This is a genomic window from Bradyrhizobium sp. AZCC 2289 (assembly GCF_036924615.1).
GTDB lineage: Bacteria > Pseudomonadota > Alphaproteobacteria > Rhizobiales > Xanthobacteraceae > Bradyrhizobium.
In genome coordinates this window covers 1,006,203-1,024,305 of record NZ_JAZHRY010000001.1, presented here as the reverse complement: position 1 = coordinate 1,024,305, position 18,103 = coordinate 1,006,203, and the positions used below count along the sequence as shown (strand labels likewise).

At 64.1% G+C, this 18,103-nt stretch carries 16 protein-coding genes; 11 read left to right on the top strand and 5 right to left on the bottom strand.

Features of this window, described 5'->3' with window-relative positions; genetic code table 11:
• The first annotated feature begins 9 nt into the window (after positions 1–9).
• On the top strand, positions 10–963 hold the full coding sequence (locus V1289_RS05155) for a class I SAM-dependent methyltransferase (RefSeq protein ID WP_334395928.1): 954 nt from the start codon (positions 10–12) through the stop codon (positions 961–963).
• A gap of 83 nt (positions 964–1,046) precedes the next feature.
• On the opposite strand, the gene V1289_RS05150 is transcribed toward V1289_RS05155, so the two are convergent.
• Positions 1,047–1,667 carry a class I SAM-dependent methyltransferase gene (locus V1289_RS05150; protein ID WP_334395927.1) on the bottom strand — a complete coding sequence of 207 codons (621 nt, stop codon included), beginning with the start codon at positions 1,665–1,667 and terminating at the stop codon, positions 1,047–1,049.
• Between the two features lie 253 nt (positions 1,668–1,920).
• Here V1289_RS05150 and V1289_RS05145 point away from each other — a divergent pair, with 253 nt between their 5' ends.
• Positions 1,921–2,454: a tetratricopeptide repeat protein gene (locus V1289_RS05145; RefSeq protein ID WP_334395926.1), complete on the top strand. Its 534-nt coding sequence runs from the start codon at positions 1,921–1,923 to the stop codon at positions 2,452–2,454.
• 173 nt (positions 2,455–2,627) lie between these two features.
• Here V1289_RS05145 and V1289_RS05140 read toward each other — a convergent pair whose 3' ends face one another.
• The 3 genes from V1289_RS05140 to gspD all read right to left on the bottom strand — a co-directional run bounded on the left by V1289_RS05140 (position 2,628) and on the right by gspD (position 6,588).
• Positions 2,628–3,305, bottom strand: coding sequence for a hypothetical protein (locus V1289_RS05140; RefSeq protein ID WP_334395924.1), 678 nt, complete (start codon positions 3,303–3,305; stop codon positions 2,628–2,630).
• Between the two features lie 296 nt (positions 3,306–3,601).
• Positions 3,602–4,162: an A24 family peptidase gene (locus tag V1289_RS05135; RefSeq protein ID WP_334395923.1), complete on the bottom strand. Its 561-nt coding sequence runs from the start codon at positions 4,160–4,162 to the stop codon at positions 3,602–3,604.
• Between the two features lie 62 nt (positions 4,163–4,224).
• Complete coding sequence (gspD, locus tag V1289_RS05130; protein ID WP_442896168.1) at positions 4,225–6,588, bottom strand: type II secretion system secretin GspD; 2,364 nt, start codon at positions 6,586–6,588, stop codon at positions 4,225–4,227.
• A gap of 187 nt (positions 6,589–6,775) precedes the next feature.
• On the opposite strand from gspD, the gene V1289_RS05125 reads away from it, so the two are divergent.
• The 9 genes from V1289_RS05125 to gspM are packed head-to-tail and all read left to right on the top strand — an operon-like array spanning position 6,776 to position 14,266.
• A complete protein-coding gene (locus tag V1289_RS05125; protein ID WP_334395921.1) occupies positions 6,776–8,464 on the top strand; it encodes a GspE/PulE family protein in 1,689 nt (562 codons plus the stop codon).
• A 4-nt stretch (positions 8,465–8,468) separates the two neighbouring features.
• Positions 8,469–9,683 (top strand): type II secretion system F family protein, encoded by a 1,215-nt coding sequence (locus V1289_RS05120; RefSeq protein WP_334395920.1) that lies wholly within the window; start codon positions 8,469–8,471, stop codon positions 9,681–9,683.
• A gap of 19 nt (positions 9,684–9,702) precedes the next feature.
• Positions 9,703–10,155, top strand: coding sequence for a type II secretion system major pseudopilin GspG (gene gspG, locus V1289_RS05115; protein WP_334395919.1), 453 nt, complete (start codon positions 9,703–9,705; stop codon positions 10,153–10,155).
• Positions 10,118–10,612, top strand: coding sequence for a prepilin-type N-terminal cleavage/methylation domain-containing protein (locus V1289_RS05110; protein WP_334395918.1), 495 nt, complete (start codon positions 10,118–10,120; stop codon positions 10,610–10,612). The genes gspG and V1289_RS05110 overlap by 38 nt, the downstream gene beginning before the upstream one ends.
• A complete protein-coding gene (locus V1289_RS05105; RefSeq protein ID WP_334395917.1) occupies positions 10,590–10,991 on the top strand; it encodes a prepilin-type N-terminal cleavage/methylation domain-containing protein in 402 nt (133 codons plus the stop codon). The genes V1289_RS05110 and V1289_RS05105 overlap by 23 nt, the downstream gene beginning before the upstream one ends.
• Positions 10,988–11,692: a PulJ/GspJ family protein gene (locus tag V1289_RS05100; protein ID WP_334395916.1), complete on the top strand. Its 705-nt coding sequence runs from the start codon at positions 10,988–10,990 to the stop codon at positions 11,690–11,692. The genes V1289_RS05105 and V1289_RS05100 overlap by 4 nt, the downstream gene beginning before the upstream one ends.
• Before the next feature lie 29 nt (positions 11,693–11,721).
• On the top strand, positions 11,722–12,627 hold the full coding sequence (locus tag V1289_RS05095; protein WP_334395915.1) for a general secretion pathway protein GspK: 906 nt from the start codon (positions 11,722–11,724) through the stop codon (positions 12,625–12,627).
• Positions 12,624–13,679: a PilN domain-containing protein gene (locus V1289_RS05090; protein WP_334395914.1), complete on the top strand. Its 1,056-nt coding sequence runs from the start codon at positions 12,624–12,626 to the stop codon at positions 13,677–13,679. Before V1289_RS05095 ends, V1289_RS05090 begins: the two co-directional genes overlap by 4 nt.
• An 11-nt stretch (positions 13,680–13,690) precedes the next feature.
• Positions 13,691–14,266 carry a type II secretion system protein GspM gene (gspM, locus tag V1289_RS05085; RefSeq protein ID WP_334395913.1) on the top strand — a complete coding sequence of 192 codons (576 nt, stop codon included), beginning with the start codon at positions 13,691–13,693 and terminating at the stop codon, positions 14,264–14,266.
• A gap of 68 nt (positions 14,267–14,334) precedes the next feature.
• On the opposite strand, the gene V1289_RS05080 is transcribed toward gspM, so the two are convergent.
• Positions 14,335–17,952, bottom strand: a complete 3,618-nt coding sequence (locus tag V1289_RS05080; protein WP_334395912.1) for an autotransporter domain-containing protein — start codon at positions 17,950–17,952, stop codon at positions 14,335–14,337.
• Between the last annotated feature and the right edge of the window lie 151 nt (positions 17,953–18,103).

Genomic DNA, 18,103 nt, shown 5'->3' with positions numbered 1-18,103 from the left:
CCCGTCCTCATGAATGTGGCCAATGACAACGCGTGGTTTGTGCCTGGAATGAGCGACGAGTCTGCGCCGGTGCGGCGATGTCTTGTGTGCCGTGGGCTAGAGCCGGTTGCCGAGAATCAGCCGGTCTGGCCGCTCGGCTGGCGATGTTCAGTTTGCGGACACATTGTCGAGCAAGCTGGGGGTATTTCGATGTTCGCACCGGAGCTTGCCGACACGATCGCAGGCTTTGATCCAAAAGCGTTCGACGAACTCGCCGAACTGGAGGCCGAGCATTTCTGGTTCGTCTCACGCAACCGACTGATTGCCGGCTTGGCAAACAAGTTCTTTCCGAATGCGCGCTCGTTTTTGGAAATAGGCTGCGGTACCGGCTTCGTATTGCGGGCCGTCGCTGAATTGCGCCATTGGGAACGGCTGGTCGGTTCTGAATTGCATCCAGCGGGACTTGCTCACGCGCGAAAACGTCTGCCATCCGCAGTGGAGTTCGTGCAGATGGACGCACGGGATATCCCGGCTGCGGGCGTCTTTGATCTCACAGGCGCATTCGATGTCATTGAACATATTGCCGACGACGAGGCTGTATTGCGCGGACTGCGAGCGGCGACGCAAACCGGCGGCGGAACGATCATCACCGTGCCGCAGCATCCGTGGCTGTGGAGTCGCGCTGACGAAGTTGCGCATCATGAACGCCGCTATAGGCGCGGGGAACTGGAGACGAAACTTCGCCGTAACGGATTCGAGGTTTTGTTTTCGTCGTCGTTCACGGCGTTGCTTCTGCCTCTTATGGCCGCTAGCCGTCTGAAGAACCGGGGAAAGAAAACGACCGAAGATATCTACGAGTTCAAGTTGAACCCTGCTCTTAACCGGATTTTCCTCGAGGTGCTGCGTGCGGAAGTTGGGATAACGCTTGCAGGGGTTCGCTGGCCGGCAGGTGGTAGCCGGATAGTGGTCGGGCAAGCAATATAGATTTCCGCATAGCGGAAGACGGGCCCGTCCGAAGCGGCGGCCGAGATTGCACGAATCCAACCTGCCGCCCTGGATCGTATTTTCTAGGAGTTGCGCGCAATCATGATGAAATGGTCATATGGAATCCGGAGCAGATCGTGAAAAACACGGGTTTGAATGTCGAACCCCAGACCGCTCAATAATCCCAGATAACCTTCGGGAGTTCTGATGTTGATCCCGGAGTCAAGTTTATTGATAAGCCTGACCGCGGCGCGCTGACCGGGTAGCCAAACATTGTCGAACGTGACGATCCTTCCATCTGCTTTCAGGAGGCGCTTCAACGAGGTGAAAAGTGAAACAGCTTGGTCGTCATCGAGATGATGGAGCAATGCGGAGACATTTATCAGATCGAACGTCTTTTCTTCCTGCTTCAAATCATCGGCGGCATTCCCGACCATGAAGCGGCCACGGTCTCCGTACCGCCGTCGCGCGTAGTCGATGTGCTTCTCGTTCAAATCGATGCCGGTGTAATCGACCGCGGGAAGATACGCGAGGACATTTGCCGGCCCGCAGCCGACGTCTAATATCTTCATGCCTGCCTTTGGTTGCAGGGCCTCGTCGACATATCGGGTAATCGCATTATCCGCACCGAGCGAAAACATCAGCCCTTTATAGATCGATGGTATCGTAATCAGTCGGTAAGCGCCGGAAATTCGCTGCGCCACTTCACAAACCTCCAGTCCGTGCGCTTCCTGATGCGCTGATCTCAAGTGCCGGGTTGGCGAACATATCATCGCGCGCCTATCGCGAACAGCCGACATATTCCCTAATCGTGCCGTCTGCGGAGCTTTCGCCCATGGCGCGACCGGCAGCGGTATGGATTTTTCGCGCTTTGCGTGATTAACATGCCGGCGCGTCGGTGAGATGGGATTTGCGATGAATAGTGTCTGCGGCGAACATTTGGAAAGGAAACCTGCGATGTCGCCGGGGCTCTCGTTCGCGAACCGGGTCCCTGTCGTCAGGATTGTTCTTGTCGCGGTCGCCGCGGCGATGCTCGTGCTTTCAGCCGGCAGCCTCGCCCATGCCCAGTCGTTCCGGCAGGGCGTATCCGCCTTCAATCGGCAGGATTATCAGCAGGCGTCGCAAATCTTTATTCCGCTGGCCGAGCGCGGCCAGCCGTCGGCCCAGGCCTATCTCGGTTTCCTGTTCGAAACCGGCCGCGGCGTTCCGCAGAACTTGACGGAAGCGGCGATGTGGTACCGCCGGGCCGCGGAACAGGGCGACAGCCTCGCGCAATATTCGCTCGGCCTGCTCTATGACAGGGGGCAGGGGGTGCCGCGCGATATCGTCGAAGCCAGCAAATGGCTCAATCTCTCGACCGCGGGCGCTCCGCGCAGGGCGCGGGAGGCGCGCGCGCGTATCCGCGACGCCGTAACCACCAAGATGACGCGCGGCGAGGTCGCGCGGGCACGCCTGCGGGCGCTGGAGTGGGCGCCGGTTCGCGAACGTTAGATCGCGTATTCGAGCCAAGCATGCCCCGGACTTGATCCGGGGTGGGTACCGGTTCGCATAGCAATCAAGTTTACGTAGATTGCGTGGACTTATCTGCGGTAGAAAACGCGTCAGAATAAAGATGCCAGTTCAACAACACCTCGACCGGAGACACCTTCCTGACGACGCGCGGCTCAGCAGGCGCCCACGGATGCCTGATTCAGTCCATCGACGATGACCTTGCGCCAGGCGAGGCCGTTGCAGGTATCGGTATTGGGGATGCAACTGTTGCCGCCAAACCAGGGACGGTTGAGATTGGAGCTCGTCCAATTGATACCCACCGGTTTGCCGTCCGCGAGTTTATTGACGTTGGTGACCCACGGCAATTTCGCGCGCCCCTGTTCAAACGGCGCGGCGTCCAGCTCAAAGCCGATGAAATTCGACACCGGCGCCTTGAGCACGAACTGACAGAAATAATCGCCCACCGGCAGATAATTGTTCGGCATCGGGCTGGCCTGGAAAAATTGCGTCGCGTCCGTCGGTGCGACGCTTGGCCAGACGATCTTCCGGGCGCGTCCTTTGGCCTTCAACCAGGGAAACAGGAACAGATTCCCCGCGCTGTAAGACCCTTGATTCCCGCGAACGAAGGTCATGCTGACGACGCCAGCGAGCCCGAGATCGGTAGGGTTCTGCCGGAACAGCCGGAAGTTCATCCGTGAGGCGCAGTCGACGGTCAGCCGATTTGGCAAGAAGCCCGGCAGCGAACCGCTGACACACTGAGGTGCCGCGATCGCTGAAACCGAATAAGGTAAAGTCCCTACGGCGACCAACGACGCGCCAATGAAGGCGCGGCGACTAAAATGATCAAACACGACGTACCCCCGTACAACGCAGAAAATAACTTGGCGATAATGACCTGATACCTAGACCGATGATGTTAGGCGAAGACCATCCATCGTCAAACAATCATGGATAGTAAGAAATTCTTGCTGCCACCTGAGCTTTAACAGCTGCTTGGGCGGGACCAGTGACGGCGCGCGGAAGCCGGCTGGGTGCGCCGCACGATCAATCGACCATAACCGGAGTTCACCATTCCTGTTAATTGATGCGGCGCAGGCGTGGGTTCAGGCGTCAGCCGCGGCCGGCCGCCAAAAGCAAGACAGGCTCGTTATCTCAACATCGCCTCGACCAGCCAGCCGATCCAGATCGCCGGCGCGAGGAACAGCCCGAATGGAAGCCGCGCCGTTGCCTTGATCGGACGCTTCCTGAGATAGCCGCTCACGAAGTAGGCGCCGAGCGCCGACAGGGTCGCGAGCTCGACCACCGCAAAGACCGTTACGAAGTTGAGCCACACGCCGGCGACGGCGGCGAGCTTGATATCGCCAAGCCCGAGCCCGTCGCGGCCGCGCCACCATCGGTAACCGGTCATCAGGGCCAGGAAAGGCAGCGCGACGGCCAGCCCCCTCCCGGCGGCCCAGATCACCGCCTCCCAACCCGCCTCCGGTCCGGCCGCCCCGGCGCGGAATAGCGCCAGCGTCAGCGCCGCGCCCGTCAGTTCGTTGGGAATGATGTAGCGGCGGAAGTCGCTGGCCGCGATTGCCAGCATCAGCGCGCCCAGGAACGCGCCCAGCACGCCGTCGAGCCCGGGCGCCGCGGTAAGGCTGACCCCAACCGCCGCCAGCAGCATCAGGCCGAGAAGGGCTTGCCGGCCTGTCGATTGGACGATCACGCGATCAGACCGGCTTGCGGATAATGCATTCCCAAAGCCCGCACCGCTGTCGCGACGGCGCGCTAGCGCGTGGCGCGCGGCGGATCGACCACGACCACGGGATTGCTGGTGCCGACCAGGCGGTTGTTCATCTTGCTGCGCATTTCCTCGGCGATGACATGGGCATCGATGGGGTCCCTGATCACCGTCGGGCGGATGAACAGGATCAACTCGGTCCGCGCCCGCGAGTTGATCTGATGCGAAAACGCGTCGCCGAGGCCGGGAATGGAATCCAGCACCGGAATGCCTTGCCGTTGCTTGTTTTCGGTCTCGCTGATCAGGCCCGCCAGCAGCACGGTCTGGCCGCTCGTCACCGCGATCGAGCTCTTGACGCGCCGCTGCGAAATCGTCGGCGTCAGCGATCCCGCGCTTCCCGCAGCCACGCTGGAGATCTCCTGCTCGATGTCCAGCACGACGTTGCCGTTGGCATTGGCGCGCGGCAGCACGCGAAGGATGATGCCGGTGTTCTTGTAGTCGATGGTGTTGACCACGGTATTGTTCGCGGTCAGCACGGTCGCGGTGCCGGTCGAGAACGGCACCTGGTCGCCGACCTGCAAGGTCGCGGCCTGATTGTCGAGTACGACCAGCGACGGGTTGGACAGCACCTTGACGTTGGTGATGTTATGCAGCGCGTCGAGAATGACGCGCGGCGAATTCTCCGCGCCGACCAAGAGATTGAATCCGGGAACGACACGCCCCAGCAGCGCACCGGCGGCGGCGTTGACGGCGTTGCTGGCGGGCTCGATCGCCGTGGTGGTGCCACCGGTGGTCGTGGTACCGGTGCCGGAAGTGGCGACGCCGGGAATCGTATAGGAGATCGAACCTTTCTGGCTCGCCAGGAAATACTGCACGCCGTAGTTCAGTTGATCGTTCAACGTGATCTCGGCGATCGTGGCCTCGATCGCGATCTGGCGCTGCGGCCGGTCGATCTGCTGGATCGTCTGTTCCACGATGCGTTGCGATTCACTGTTGGCGTAGACGAGAATCGCATTGTTGGTGACGTCAGCCGTGATCCGGACGTTCTGGAGATAGCCGCCGCTGCCGACCGACTTCGCGCCAGAACCCGACCCGTTGCCGGACTGCGAATCCAGACCCGAAGTTTGAGCTTGAGCGGGAGCCGGACGCGCGCCCAGCGACAACCCCTGACCTCCGGTGATGGGCACGGGAGCGCCGGCACCCGCGGTCGGCAATGCGCTTAAGGAGGCGACTGGATTGTTGCCGGAGGAGGACAACGAAAGGCCGGCGCCGGGCGAAATCTGGCTCGCGGCACTGTCGAGGCTCCCGCCGCCGCCACCGCGGCCGATCAGCATTTCGTTGAGCAGCGCCACCACAGTTTTCGAATTCCCGTAGCGCAGCGGGTAGGACTTCATGTTGGCGGCTTCGGTATCGGATTTGTCGAGCCGCGCGATCCAGGTGCCGGCGCGCTTGAGATATTCGGGCTTCTGGCTCACCACCATGATGGAATTGAGCCGGCCGATCGGCTGGAACTTGACCATGTTCTGGGTGAGGCCGCCGTCGCCCGAATCCATGATCTTCTCGAGTTCGGAAATCAGCGGCTCCGGGGTTGAGTTGCGCACCGGGAAAATGCCGACCGATTGTCCCTTCATCCAGTCGGCGTCGAAGCTCATGATAGTGTCAATCGCCGCCGCCCGGTCGGAGCCGCTACCGCTGATCATCAGGGTATTGCGTCCGCTGTCCGGGCGAACGGTGGAAGCTTTGACACCGAAGGCGTCGAGCAGCTTGAACACCGTCTGCGCCGAAACATAGCGCAGCGGAACCACGCTGATGCCCTGGCCGGCTTCGGCGGAGGCGGTGCGGTCGATGCCGCCGGGTCCGGCTTCCGCCGACGGCAGCAGCCGGTATCCGTTGCGATCGCGCGCCAGCGCCACGCCGGACATCTTGAGTGCGTTTTCCAGCACGTACAGCGCGTCAGCTTTCGCCACCGGGCGAACCGAGGCCAGCGTCACGGTTCCCTGCACGCGCGGGTCGATGCTGTAGCCGACGTTCAACACGTCGCCAAGGATGACCTTCGCCACCGTGGCGACCGGCGCGTTTTCGAAATTGAGATCGTAGCCGTTGCCACTTCCGCCGGCGCCATCGCGCTCCGTCAGGGCCGCGCCTTGCGGTGTCGAGCCGTCGCTAAGGTAGATCGCCGGGCGCGATGCGCTCGGCTGCCGGAGGCCGGTGGCTTCGCTATCCGCGGCCTGGCGCGGCAGCAGATCGATGGACTGGATCCTTTCGCCGACGTCCTGGGCGCGGGGGTCTTTGGGATTACTCTCGATCGACTGATCGGCGGTCACGATGCACGCGGTCAGCGCGAAAGCGGACAAAAATAGAACGAGCGTTCCAGCCAGTCCTGAACGCAGGCGCGAAAGCGGATGGACCACTTTGATCAAGATACGCCTACCAACGCTGTGCTGTACTGAAAAAACACGCCCGATCCCCCATGGTCCGGGCGTTCAATTGTTTGCGCCACGATTATGTTTTTGCTACTAAATAAGTCAAGGGCAAAGGCCGTCCTGCTGCACGCAAGAGCTGTTGTATTCCAGTAACAAGGTTAGCGGTGGGAATTCGATGCGAGACCTGTCCGCAGAGACCTTCCGGCAGCACATCCTGGAAAAATATTCGTTGCCGGCGCGGGCGCGGGCGCGCGTCGAAAATCCTGTGAATTCAACCCTGACGCGCCCGCTGCGCGAGCTGTGGGAAGCGACCGACCTTTCGGCGGCCGAATTTGCCGACGAGGTTTCGGATTATTGGGGCGTGGTGCGGTTGAGCCTGCCGCAACTGCTGGCATCGACGCCCTGCCTCGACGGATTTTCCCGTCGCTTCCTGCGCGAGTCCACGATCTTCCCGGTGCGGGCGCCGAACGGAAGCTATCGTCTGGCGGTCGCCGATCCTTCCGACACCGCGGCGATCCGCGCCGCCGAAATCGTATTCGGCGAGCCGGTCGAGGTCGCGGTGGGCTCGTTCGAGGACATCACCACCGTGCTCGACCAGCGCATCGAGGCCGATGGTGCGGCGGCGGAAGAGGGGGCGAGGGGATCGAGCCAGCAATCCGACGACGACATCGAGAGTCTGCGCGATCTGGCCAGCGGCGCGCCCGTGGTGCGCGCGCTCAACGATCTCCTGGAGCGCGCGGTCGAGCTGCGCGCCAGCGACATCCACATCGAGCCGTTCCGCACCGGGCTCGTGGTGCGGATGCGCGTCGACGGGCTGCTGCGCGCGATGCCGTCACCGTCGGGCATCCCGCCGCAGGCGCTGATCTCGCGCGTCAAGATTCTGGCCGGCCTCAACATTGCCGAGCGCCGCTTGCCGCAGGACGGCGCCGCGCGGGTGCGCGTCAGCCGCGCCGAGCTCGACGTGCGCGTCGCCACCATGCCGACGCAAGCCGGCGAGAGCGCCGTCATTCGTCTCCTGCCGCGCGACCGCGGCCTGCTCGAAATGGGCAAGCTCGGCCTGTTCCCGCGCGACGAGCAGATCATGACACGTCTCCTGGCGCTGCCGCATGGCATGATCGTGGTGACCGGGCCAACCGGCAGCGGCAAGACCACGACGCTGGCGACCATGCTGTCGATCCTGAACGAGCCGACCCGCAAGATCCTCACCATCGAGGACCCCGTCGAATACGAGATCCCCGGCATCAATCAGTCGCAGGTCAAGCCCTCCATTGGCCTCACCTTTGCGTCCGCGATGCGCTCGTTCGTGCGCCAGGACCCGGACGTCATCATGGTTGGCGAAATCCGCGACGCCGAGACCGCCCATATCGCCATCCATGCCGCGCTCACCGGCCATCTCGTGCTGACCACGCTGCATACCGAGACCGCGGCCGCCGCCGTGCCGCGGCTGATCGATCTCGGCATCGAAGGCTTTCTCCTGAAATCGACGCTGCGGGCCGTGGTCGCGCAGCGGCTGGTGCGGGTGCTGTGCGACCGCTGCAAGGTGCCGCACACATTGACCGCCCACGATATCGACAACGACCCGCGCTTCGCCGTGATCGGCTTCGGCGCAGGCGAGGTGGTTCATGAAGCGGGCGGCTGCGAGCGCTGCGGCGGTACCGGTTTCCGCGGCCGCAACGGCGTTTTCGAGATCCTCGAAATGTCGGAAGACGTGCGCAAGCTGGTCGGGCCACAGACCGACTCGCACACCATCGATGCGGCGGCGATGGCGGGCGGCATGACCACGATGCTGGCGGACGCGGTCGCCAAATGCCGCGCCGGGGTGACCACCGTCCCCGAGGTTTTCCGCGTCACGACAGTGCGGTGATCCGATGCCCAATTACCGATACCGCGCGCTCAACGGCAATGGCGAACTGGTCTCCGGTGCGATCGCCGCACCCGCGCCCGGCGACGTCGCGCAGCGGATCGAGCGTCTCGGTCTGGTGCTGGTCGACAACGTCACGCTGGAGGAGGGCGGCTCGGCACGCAACGCCTTCAGCAGCCTGTTCAACAAGCCCAAGGCCGAGGACATCACGATTTTCACGCGCGACATGGCGCTGTTGCTGCGCGCCGGGGCGCGGATCAATGACGGCCTTGAACTGCTCGCCGCCGATCGCGATTTCGGCCGGTTGCGGCCGGTGGTGGCCGATATCAGGTCGCGCGTCGTTGCCGGCGAGAGTTTTGCGGAAGCGCTGTCGCGGCACGAGGGTCTGTTCCCGCCAATGTATGTGGCGCTGATCCGCGTCGGCGAGGCCTCGGGATCGCTGGACCAGGTGCTGGAAGTGCTGGCCGATGAACGGACCCGCACCGAGGCGCTGAAGCGGCGGCTGGTCGAGGCGGTGCGCTACCCGCTGTTCGTGCTGGGCGCCGCCGGATGCGTGCTGTTGTTCTTCCTCACTTTCGTGCTGCCGCAATTTGCCAGCGTGCTGCAGGATTTCGGCGCCAAGGTGGACCCGTTTATTCTCGGTTTCCTGAACCTTTCGACCTTCCTGCGGGCCAATTCCGACGCCGTGCTGGCGATACTTGCCGCAACCGTCGCGACGAGCTGGTTGACGCTGCGTCAGGAGGGCGTTCGCCGCGGTTTCGTGAACACGCTGACCCGGCTGCCCGCCATTCGCGAGGTCATGAAGTATTACCGGAGTTCGCTGTTCTGCCGGAATCTCGGCCTTTTGCTCGGAAGCGGCGTCAATTTGACGACGACGCTGCGCATCCTCGTCGATATGATGTCGACCGCGGGTCCATCCGAGGTCTGGACCGACGCCGCCGATCGGGTCCGTCACGGCGCAAAACTGTCGGATGCGCTGGCCGAGACCCAGGCGCTGCCGTCGATGGCGGTGCGGATGCTGCGGCTCGGCGATGAAACCGGACAATTGCCCGCCCTGGCGGGCCGGGTGGCCGAATTCTACGAGGCCAAGCTGCAACGCACGCTCGATCGCGTGGTCGGGATCGCAGGCCCCGCGGCAATCATCGTCATCAGCATTGTCGTCGGTGGATTGATCGTGTCTGTCATGACGGCGTTAATGTCCGTCAGTCAGATCGTAGGTTAGAGGTTTTGAGGAGATGCCGGTGCGTCGAAATTTGACAGTCAGTGCGGCAAGACGCCGGCGCAGGTCGCAGGCCGGCTTTACGCTGGTCGAAATCCTCGTGGTGATCACCATCATCGGCCTGATCATGGCGCTGGTCGGACCGCGGGTGCTGAATTATCTCAGCGAGTCCAAGGCGAAGGCCGCCAAAATCCAGATCGAAAGCTTCTCCAGCGCGCTCGACCTCTATTATCTGGACCTTGGGCGCTATCCCAACAGCAACGAAGGCCTCGCCGCGTTGACGCGCAGCAACAATGCGCCGGGATGGAACGGACCGTATTTGCGCGGCGGGGTGGTGCCCAACGATCCCTGGGGTCGCAGCTATCTGTACCGTGCGCCGGGTGAGCACGCGCCCTACGAGATTATTTCCCTTGGCTCCGACGGTCAGGAAGGCGGCAGTGGAACGGCAGCCGATATTGCCAGCGGCACGCGCTAGAAGCGGCGGAGGCGACAGAGGGTTCGCATTGATCGAAATCCTTTGCGTACTCGCCATCATCGGCATGCTTGCCGCGATCATCCTGCCCGCAATTCCGCGCGCCACCTCGCGTGCGAAGCTGGAGAGCTATGCGGTCCAAACCGCCGCACTATTGAAGACGGATCGCAATGCCGCGTTGCGCCGGCAAATCCAGGTCGCGACCCTGGTCGATGCGGAGACGCGGTCGATCCGCTCCGGCGTCACCGGCCGCGTCATCCGTCTGCCCAATGACGTGTCGGTGAACGCGCTACTGGCATCGCGCTGCGCGGATCGCGTTGCCGGCAGATCGATCGATTTCTTCCCCTCCGGGATGTCGTGCGGCGGCGTGATCGCGCTGGTACGGCCGGGGATGGGATTTGAAGTGCGCGTCAACTGGCTGACCGGAGGCGTCGATATTGTCCCGCAGAAGCTGCTCTGACGGCGAAAAGGGTTTTACGCTGATCGAGGCGCTGGTGGCGCTGGCGATCATCGCGGCCGTGCTGTCGTCGATCGGGGCGGTCATCGGCACCACCGTGAAGGGCACGCGCTCGATCGACCAGCGGCTGGCCCTGACCGGAGCCGCCGAGACGCTGCTGGCCGCGTTGCCGGCGCGCAATCTCCTTAAACCGGGCCGCCAGTCCGGCGAACTGGCGGGCCATCGCTGGCGGATCGATGTCGCGCCGCTGAACATGGCGGTGCCGGACGGTGCGCAAACCAGCCCGTTCGTGCCGCTGGCCGTCAACATGCGGATGCAGGCGCCAGGCGGCCCAGCCATCCAGGTGGTGACGGTGCGGATCGTGCCAAAGCTCGCCGAATGAGCGCGATCCCGCGACGCGCGCCGGCCGGTGAGGCTGGCTTCACGCTGGTCGAAGTGTTGCTGGCGACGCTGCTGATGACTGTGATCCTGGCCGCGCTGGCGACGGTGACGGCGCAGTGGCTGCCGAACTGGAACCGGGGCATGGCGCGCGTGCAGCGCGCCGAACGGCTGGCGATGGGTCTCGATCGCATCGTGGCCGACCTCTCGGTCGCGGAGACGATCCCGGCCAACGGCGATGCCAAGACGCCGCTGTTCGAGGGTTCCGAACTGGCGGTTACCTTCCTGCGAACCGCGGTCGGTCCCAATGCGCGTCCCGGGCTCGAAATCATCAGGCTGATCGAGAAGGCCGACAGTCAGGGCCTTGCCATGGTGCGCGAGCGCGCACCGTTCGCGCCGATGCCGTCGGATGCACAAATCCGCTTTGCCGATCAGGTCGTTCTGATCCGTTCGCCGCTTCGCGTATCATTTTCCTATGCCGGGCCGGATCAGGTCTGGCAGCCGGACTGGCTCGGCAAGAGGCAGCTTCCGGATATGGTCCGTGTCACCGTCCGCGACAGCGCGACCGGGCAGGTGCTTGCAGTCTCCCGCGCCGCTACCGTCCACGTCAATGCACCAGCCGAATGCGTGCGGGCAAAGAATCCAGCGACCTGTCTGACGGCGAAGCAGAAGCCGGATGCGGACAAAAAAGAGGAGCAGCTCTGAGAGCTGAACCGGCCGGGATGCAATTGGGCTTGACGTCGAAAGCGGGCGCGCGCGGCTTCATCGTCGTCGCCGTGCTGTGGATTCTTGCAGCGCTGTCGGCTCTGGTGCTGATTTATCTGGTCTATGTCACCAACACCGCGGTGGTAGTGGCCGGGAGCACCGACCGGATCCAGGCCGAGGCGTTGGTGACTGCCGGGGTCGAGCTTGCCGCTTATCAGCTGATGACCGTCAAGGAAGGCCTCCGTCCGACCAGCGGCACGTTTAACGCCCGGGTCGGTCAAGGCCGCGTGTTTGTGACCTTCCGTTCCGAGGCCGCGCGCGTCGACCTGAACGCCGCGCCGAAGGGCCTGCTCTCCGGACTGATGATCGGGCTTGGCGCCAGTCCGTCGGATGCGCCCGGCTATGCCGATCGTATCCTCGCCTGGCGCGCCCCGACCGAACTCGGCGACGACGACCCCGAAAACTCGTTCTATCGGACCTCGGGAGCGCCCTATATCCCGCGCCACGCGCCGTTCCCGTCGTCCGAGGAACTGTGGCTCGTGCGCGGCATTCCACCCGCCATCATCGAGCGCATGCTTCCGTTCGTGACCGTGTTCAGCAATCTGGCGACGATCAATGTCCTCGATGCCGCGCCGCAGGTGCTGGCGGCGCTCCCGAACATGACGCCGGAGAATCTGCAATCGGTGCTGACGCAGCGCAGCGATCCCACGCTCGACCCGCAATCCCTGATCGGGATGGTCGGCGGCGAGGGCGCGACACTTTCGGGCTCCCGGGCCTATCGGATCGCGGTCGACGTCGAACTGCCGGACGGACGGCGCAGCGGGGCCGAAATCGTGATCCTGCTTCTCGAAGGCGGCGACGAGCCTTATCGTGTATTGTCGTGGCGCAATGCCTCCGACGGCAGCACGACAGCACAAAGGGCCTCATCGAGATGAAACTGTTCCAGCCGATCGGCGCGGCCTTGGGCGCATGGACTGGCAGCGTGGCGGCCGCGCTTATCGCCGGGCTCGACCGCATCGTCTCGCCGCGCGTGGTCCGGCTGGTCGAGGGCGACGACGGCGGATTTGCCGTGGAGGCGGCGGGCAAGGCCGAAAACATTCCCGCGCGGATCGGGTTCAGCGACGGAACCCTGTCCGCCCCCAATCTGGCGCCCCTGTTCAGGGGAAGCCGGGTCGAGATCGTGCTGCAGCCCAAACGATTCCTGTTGCGTCCGCTCGAATTGCCGGCGCGCGCCGCGGATTTCCTCGAAGGCATCGTGCGCGCGCAGATCGACCGCCTGACGCCGTGGAGCGCCAGCGAGGCGGTGTTCGGCTGCAGCGCGCCTGCGGCAAGCGGCGCCGAGAGCATCACCACCATGATCGCCGCCACCACGCGCAAGGTCGCGATGTCCTATGTGCAGGCGGTGTCGGGTTTTCATCCCGCTTCCATCGCGGTCTGCACCGATGTCAGCGAACGCGATGCGGGGCGCGTCAAGGTGTTCGAGCAAAAGGCCCGCGGCCATCTCGACGCGGCGCATCTTAGCCGTGCGCTGCTGATCGGGCTCGGCGCGGTCGCGGCGGCGGCGCTGGTTTCGGTCTCGGTGGCGGCCTATGTGGCCGATAATCTCGGGGCCCAGGAGGATGAGCTGGCGCGGCAGATTTCGGCGCGGCGCGCGGCGATTCGCGCCGGCGCCGACGGCGGCGATCGGTCGCCGGTCGCGGCCCTGGAGCGGCGCAAATACGAGACGCCGGCGAGCGTCATCGTGCTCGAGGCGCTGAGTCAGGTTCTGCCCGATCATACCTACGTCACCGAATTGCACCTGGCCGCCAACAAGCTGCAGATATCCGGCATCACCCGCGACGCGCCGTCGCTGATCCCGCTGATCGAGCAATCGCCGCATTTCGCCCGCGCCACCTTCTATGCGCCGACGACGCGCGCGCCGTCCGATCCCGGCGAGCGCTTCCATATCGAGACGCGGGTCGAACCGAAGAATACGGTGGCGCCATGAGTCCAGGCAACATGAGCGCCGCCAACGTGAGTTCGGGTAACATCGTCACGCGCACGCTGACGCATTCGCCGCTGATCGCGGTCGTACTCTATCTGGCGGTCACCTGCGGCCTGCTGGTGACCGCTGGGCTTGCGATTGCGAACATCCTCGATCACCAGCGGGCGCTGGCGCAGACCGCCGATCTGCTCGACCAGCTGCGCGGCCGCAAGGCGCGCGGTGCGTTATCGCCCTCGGCCGAGCATCCCGGCACGCCATTCCTGGAGGGACCGACGGTGACGGTCGCGGGCGCGGCGCTGCTGCAGCGGGTCGCCACCGCCGTCAGCAATGTCGGCGGCACCATCCAGTCCTCGCAGGTCGATGTGCTGGGCACGCAGGCCAAGGACGGTTTCGTCGGCCTCGTCGTCAGTTGCGAGATGGAGCAGCCGGCGCTGCAAAAGCTGCTCTACGACCTCGAGGTCGGCATGCCCTTCCTGTTCGTGGATCAACTCGATGTGCAGGTGCCGCAAACGACGGCGGCCAATGAAGGCGGCGCGGGGCGGATCAGGGTCGTGCTCGGCGTTTCCGGGCAATGGCAGGCAGGCAAATAAGCAACGGTCGAGCTGCCGCAGCGGCTTTCCGAAGCTGCCGGCGATCAGCGCTACCGGCGGGATCAGGCCTACCAGCTATATTTGGCGACGCCCTTGCCGGCATAGCTGGTGACATTGCCGGAGAACTCGCCCTCGAAGGTGGCCGCCAGCGAGAAGCCGTTCAGCCACTTCATTTCGGCGCCGGCGCTGACCAGCGCCGCATCCGGATTGCCGCGCGCGCCGTTGACGACGAAGGTCGCACCCGGCAACGACTGGAACAGTGCCGTGACCGCGCGGTCGGGGTTGTAATCGTGCGCCCAGGCGGCGCGGCCGCGCAGCGTCAGCATCGCATCCTGCATCGCAAACGATTTGTCGGTGCGCAGGCCGAGTTCGGTGCGGGTCGCGGTCGTGGTCTGGGCGGCGTAGTTCAGCGCGAACAGCGGGCTGCCGATCACCGCCTGTTCGGCATAGGCCGGAAGATTGAAGCTGATCACCTGGGCGGCGGCGTAAGGCGTGAGGCCGACCACGGGGGTGGCAAACCGGTAGCCGCCTTCGAACCGACCCGAGAACGTCTCGGCCCGGAAACGGCCCTGCAGCTGGTCGAGGCCGGCCAGCGTCACGGTGCGGTTGGTGGTGACGTCGTGCCAGCCATAGGCCAGCGCCGCCGACAGATAGGCCGGGCCGAAATTCTGCCGGCCGAAGACGCCGGCCTGGAACAGGTCGGCCGAGCCGCTGCCGAGGCTGTTGGCGAGCGAGAAGCCAGTGCCGCCGCCTGCCACCGCAAAGCCGATCAGGCTGTCCGGCGTGACCTTGTAGTCGGCGCCGGCGGCGATGCCCCAGACGCGGGCCGTGGTGTCCTGCGACCCGACGACGGCGTTGCCATTGATGGTCGCGGAGCCGCCATAGCCGGCGCCCCAGACGCTCCAGCGGTTGGCCGCCTGGGGAGCTAGCAGCGGCGCCTTGGTCACCATGGCGTAGGCCGCGCGCTCGCTCGGCGTCGCCAGACGTTTCTCGGCAAAGGCGGAGGCCTCGTCGTCGCCGGCGGCATATTGCGAGGCGCTGCCGGGGGCGCTGAAGCCCGCGCCGCGGCCTGCAATGGTGGGATCGAGCAGCAAATTGAGGAAGAGGTCGTCGGCCTTGATCGAGGACTGGATCACGCCGGTGCCGAGTTCGCCGGAGGCGACCGTCAGCCCTGCGGCGTTGAGCGTCGCAAAGGCCGCGGGAATGCTGCCCGTGGTGTTGAAGAAATTGGTCAGCGCGTTGGCGACGTTCTGCTGATTGATATTGAGCCCGCTCGGCGAAACGAATGAAAGCTTGATGTTCAGGAACGCATCGTGGGCGTCGTAGCTGAGCGTTGCCTGCAGGTTCGGGTTGTTGGAAACGACCGCCGGATTGAAGGTGGTGCCAGCGAGTCCGCCGGTCGCGGTGAGGATGGTGTACTTCTTGTCGACATAGCTGCCCGGCTGGAACACCGCGTTCACCGTGGCGCTGCCGAGGTTTGCGGTGCCCGTCACATTGGTGAGGCCGGCATTGGTCGGCGAAACCTGGATCATGTAGGTCGAGGCCGCCGTGAAGGAGAGGCTGCCCTGTACGGTGAGCGGACCGAACACGCTGCCGCCGGCGCTGCCGGGGGCGAGCGTGCCGCCGGCAATCGCGGTGTTGCCGACCGTGCCGGAGCCGGCAAGCGTGGCGCCGGCATTCACGGTGGTCAGCACCGAGGTCGCGATCGAGCCGTCGACGACCAACGTGCCGCCATTGACATTGGTCGCCCCGCTATAGGTGTTGATGCCCGACAGGGTCAGCGCGCCGCTGCCGACCTTGGTGAGCGAGCCGCCGACGCCCGAAATTACGCCACTGACGGTGGTTGAAAGGTTGTTGCTGCCGACAGCAAGGTTCTCGGCGCCGAGGATGTAGCTGCCGGCGCCGGCGATCGAGCCCGCGGTCATGCCGGCCGCCGTCAGCCCGGACATGTCGAAGGTGCCGCCGGCATTGGTGATGAACTGCGCGCTGCCGCCGGTCGAGGTATCGAAGAAGAAGACGCTGCCGCCGCTGTTGGTGGTGACGATCGCATTGCCCGCGGTGGTTTGGGCATTGAACGAGGTGGTGCCGCTGTTGTTGATCGTCGAATTGGCGGCAGTGGCGGTCGAACTTCCGATTCCGGAATCGCCAAACTGCAGGAAGCTCCCGGCCTTGTTCAGGATCGTCGCATTTCCAGCCGTTGTCGCCGCGGTGAATTCCGTGGTGCCGCCGGCGTTATTGGTGATGTTCGCATTTCCGGCGGTCGCGGTGTCGGTGCCGACGATGGGAACGCCGAATTGGGTCGCGCCGCCGCTGTTGTTGACGATGGTGGCGTTCGCAGCCGTGCTCTGGTCCTGGAAATTGGTGCCGCCGCCGGAGTTGTTGGTAATCGTCGCGCCCGACGCCGAGGTGTGGGCGAGGAAGCTTGTCGTGCCCAGATTGTTGTTGGTGATGTGCGCGGTTCCGGCATTTGCGGTGTCGGTCCCGCCGAGCGTTCCGAAAAACAGCTGCCCGCCGCTGGCGACGCCCGGATTATTGACGATGGTCGCGTTGGCGGCGGTGCTGGCGCCGAGAAATTGCACGGTATTGTTGACGCCGAGACTGCTGACATTGGTGATGTTGGCGGTGCCGGCCGAACTCGTGTCGTTGAACACGATGTTGCCGCCATGCGTCGCATTCGACATCGTGATGGTCGAACTGCCGGCGTTGCTGGAATTGTTGAAGGTCAGGTTGGTGTCGACGAGATCGATATGTGCCGCGCTCGCCGAACTGGTGTCGTTGAAGGTAATCGTCCCGAAGGTGGTCGCGGTGGCGGTGAAGGTCGCGCTGCCGGCGTTGCTGGAATTGTTGAACGTGATGGCGACACCGGTGCCCGTCGTGTTGATATGGGCGCTGCTCGCCGTGCTCGTATCACCGAAAGTGAGTGACGAATTGGTGCCGTTGGTGATGTTGGCGCTTCCGGCGTTGCTGGAGTTCTGGAACGCGACCACTCCATTGTTGACGATGGTCGCGGTGCTGGCGGTCGACGTGCTGTTGAAGGTCAGGGTGCCACTAGCGGCGTTGGTGATATTCGCGCTGCCGGCCGAGGTGGCGTCCTGGAAGTTCGTCACCGCATTGTTGGTGATGACGGCGCTGCCACCCGTGCTGTTGTTATTGAACTCCAGATCGCCGTTGTTGGCGATGATGGCCGTTCCAGCCGTGCTGCTGTTCGTGAAGGCTATTGCACTGTTGTTGTTGTAGGTGACGGCGTGGCTTCCGGCGCTGGCGCTGCTGGAATTCTGGAACACCATGCTGGAATTGACGTTGAAGGTCTGCGTATTGGTCGAATTGTTGAAGACGCCGGTGCCGTTCACCAGGAAGATGTCGTTGGTGTCGATCGTGTAGGCTTGGGCGTTGGGGTTGGGCGCGCCGGTGAACAGGACGGTGCCGATATTGACCAGCCCGTTGCTCTGGACGGCGGCCGGGCCGGTGTTGGTGAACGTCGCCGTGCCATCGGGCACGCTCGGGGTCGAGCTCCAGTTTGTGCCGTCGGTCCATTCGCTGTTCGATGCGCCGGTCCAGGTGCCGTCGACGGCGTGCGCCGACACCACGCCAAGCGCTGATGTCGCGAGCAGGACCGCCAGCGAATGCCGTGTGACCGATTGCAGTGTGCGTCTGGTGTCCGGCAGAGACAATTTCAGATCGACCATGGCGTGTTTCTCAAATTTTTTACGTCAATGCGTCTGAACCGCGTTGGAAATCAAAACGTTTCGACCCCGATTTTCGCCATAGTCTCACGGCGTTGCGCCCGCGGGCAACGCGCCTCGGGCCGGTTTTGCGCCGACGTGGGCCAAGCCCGTT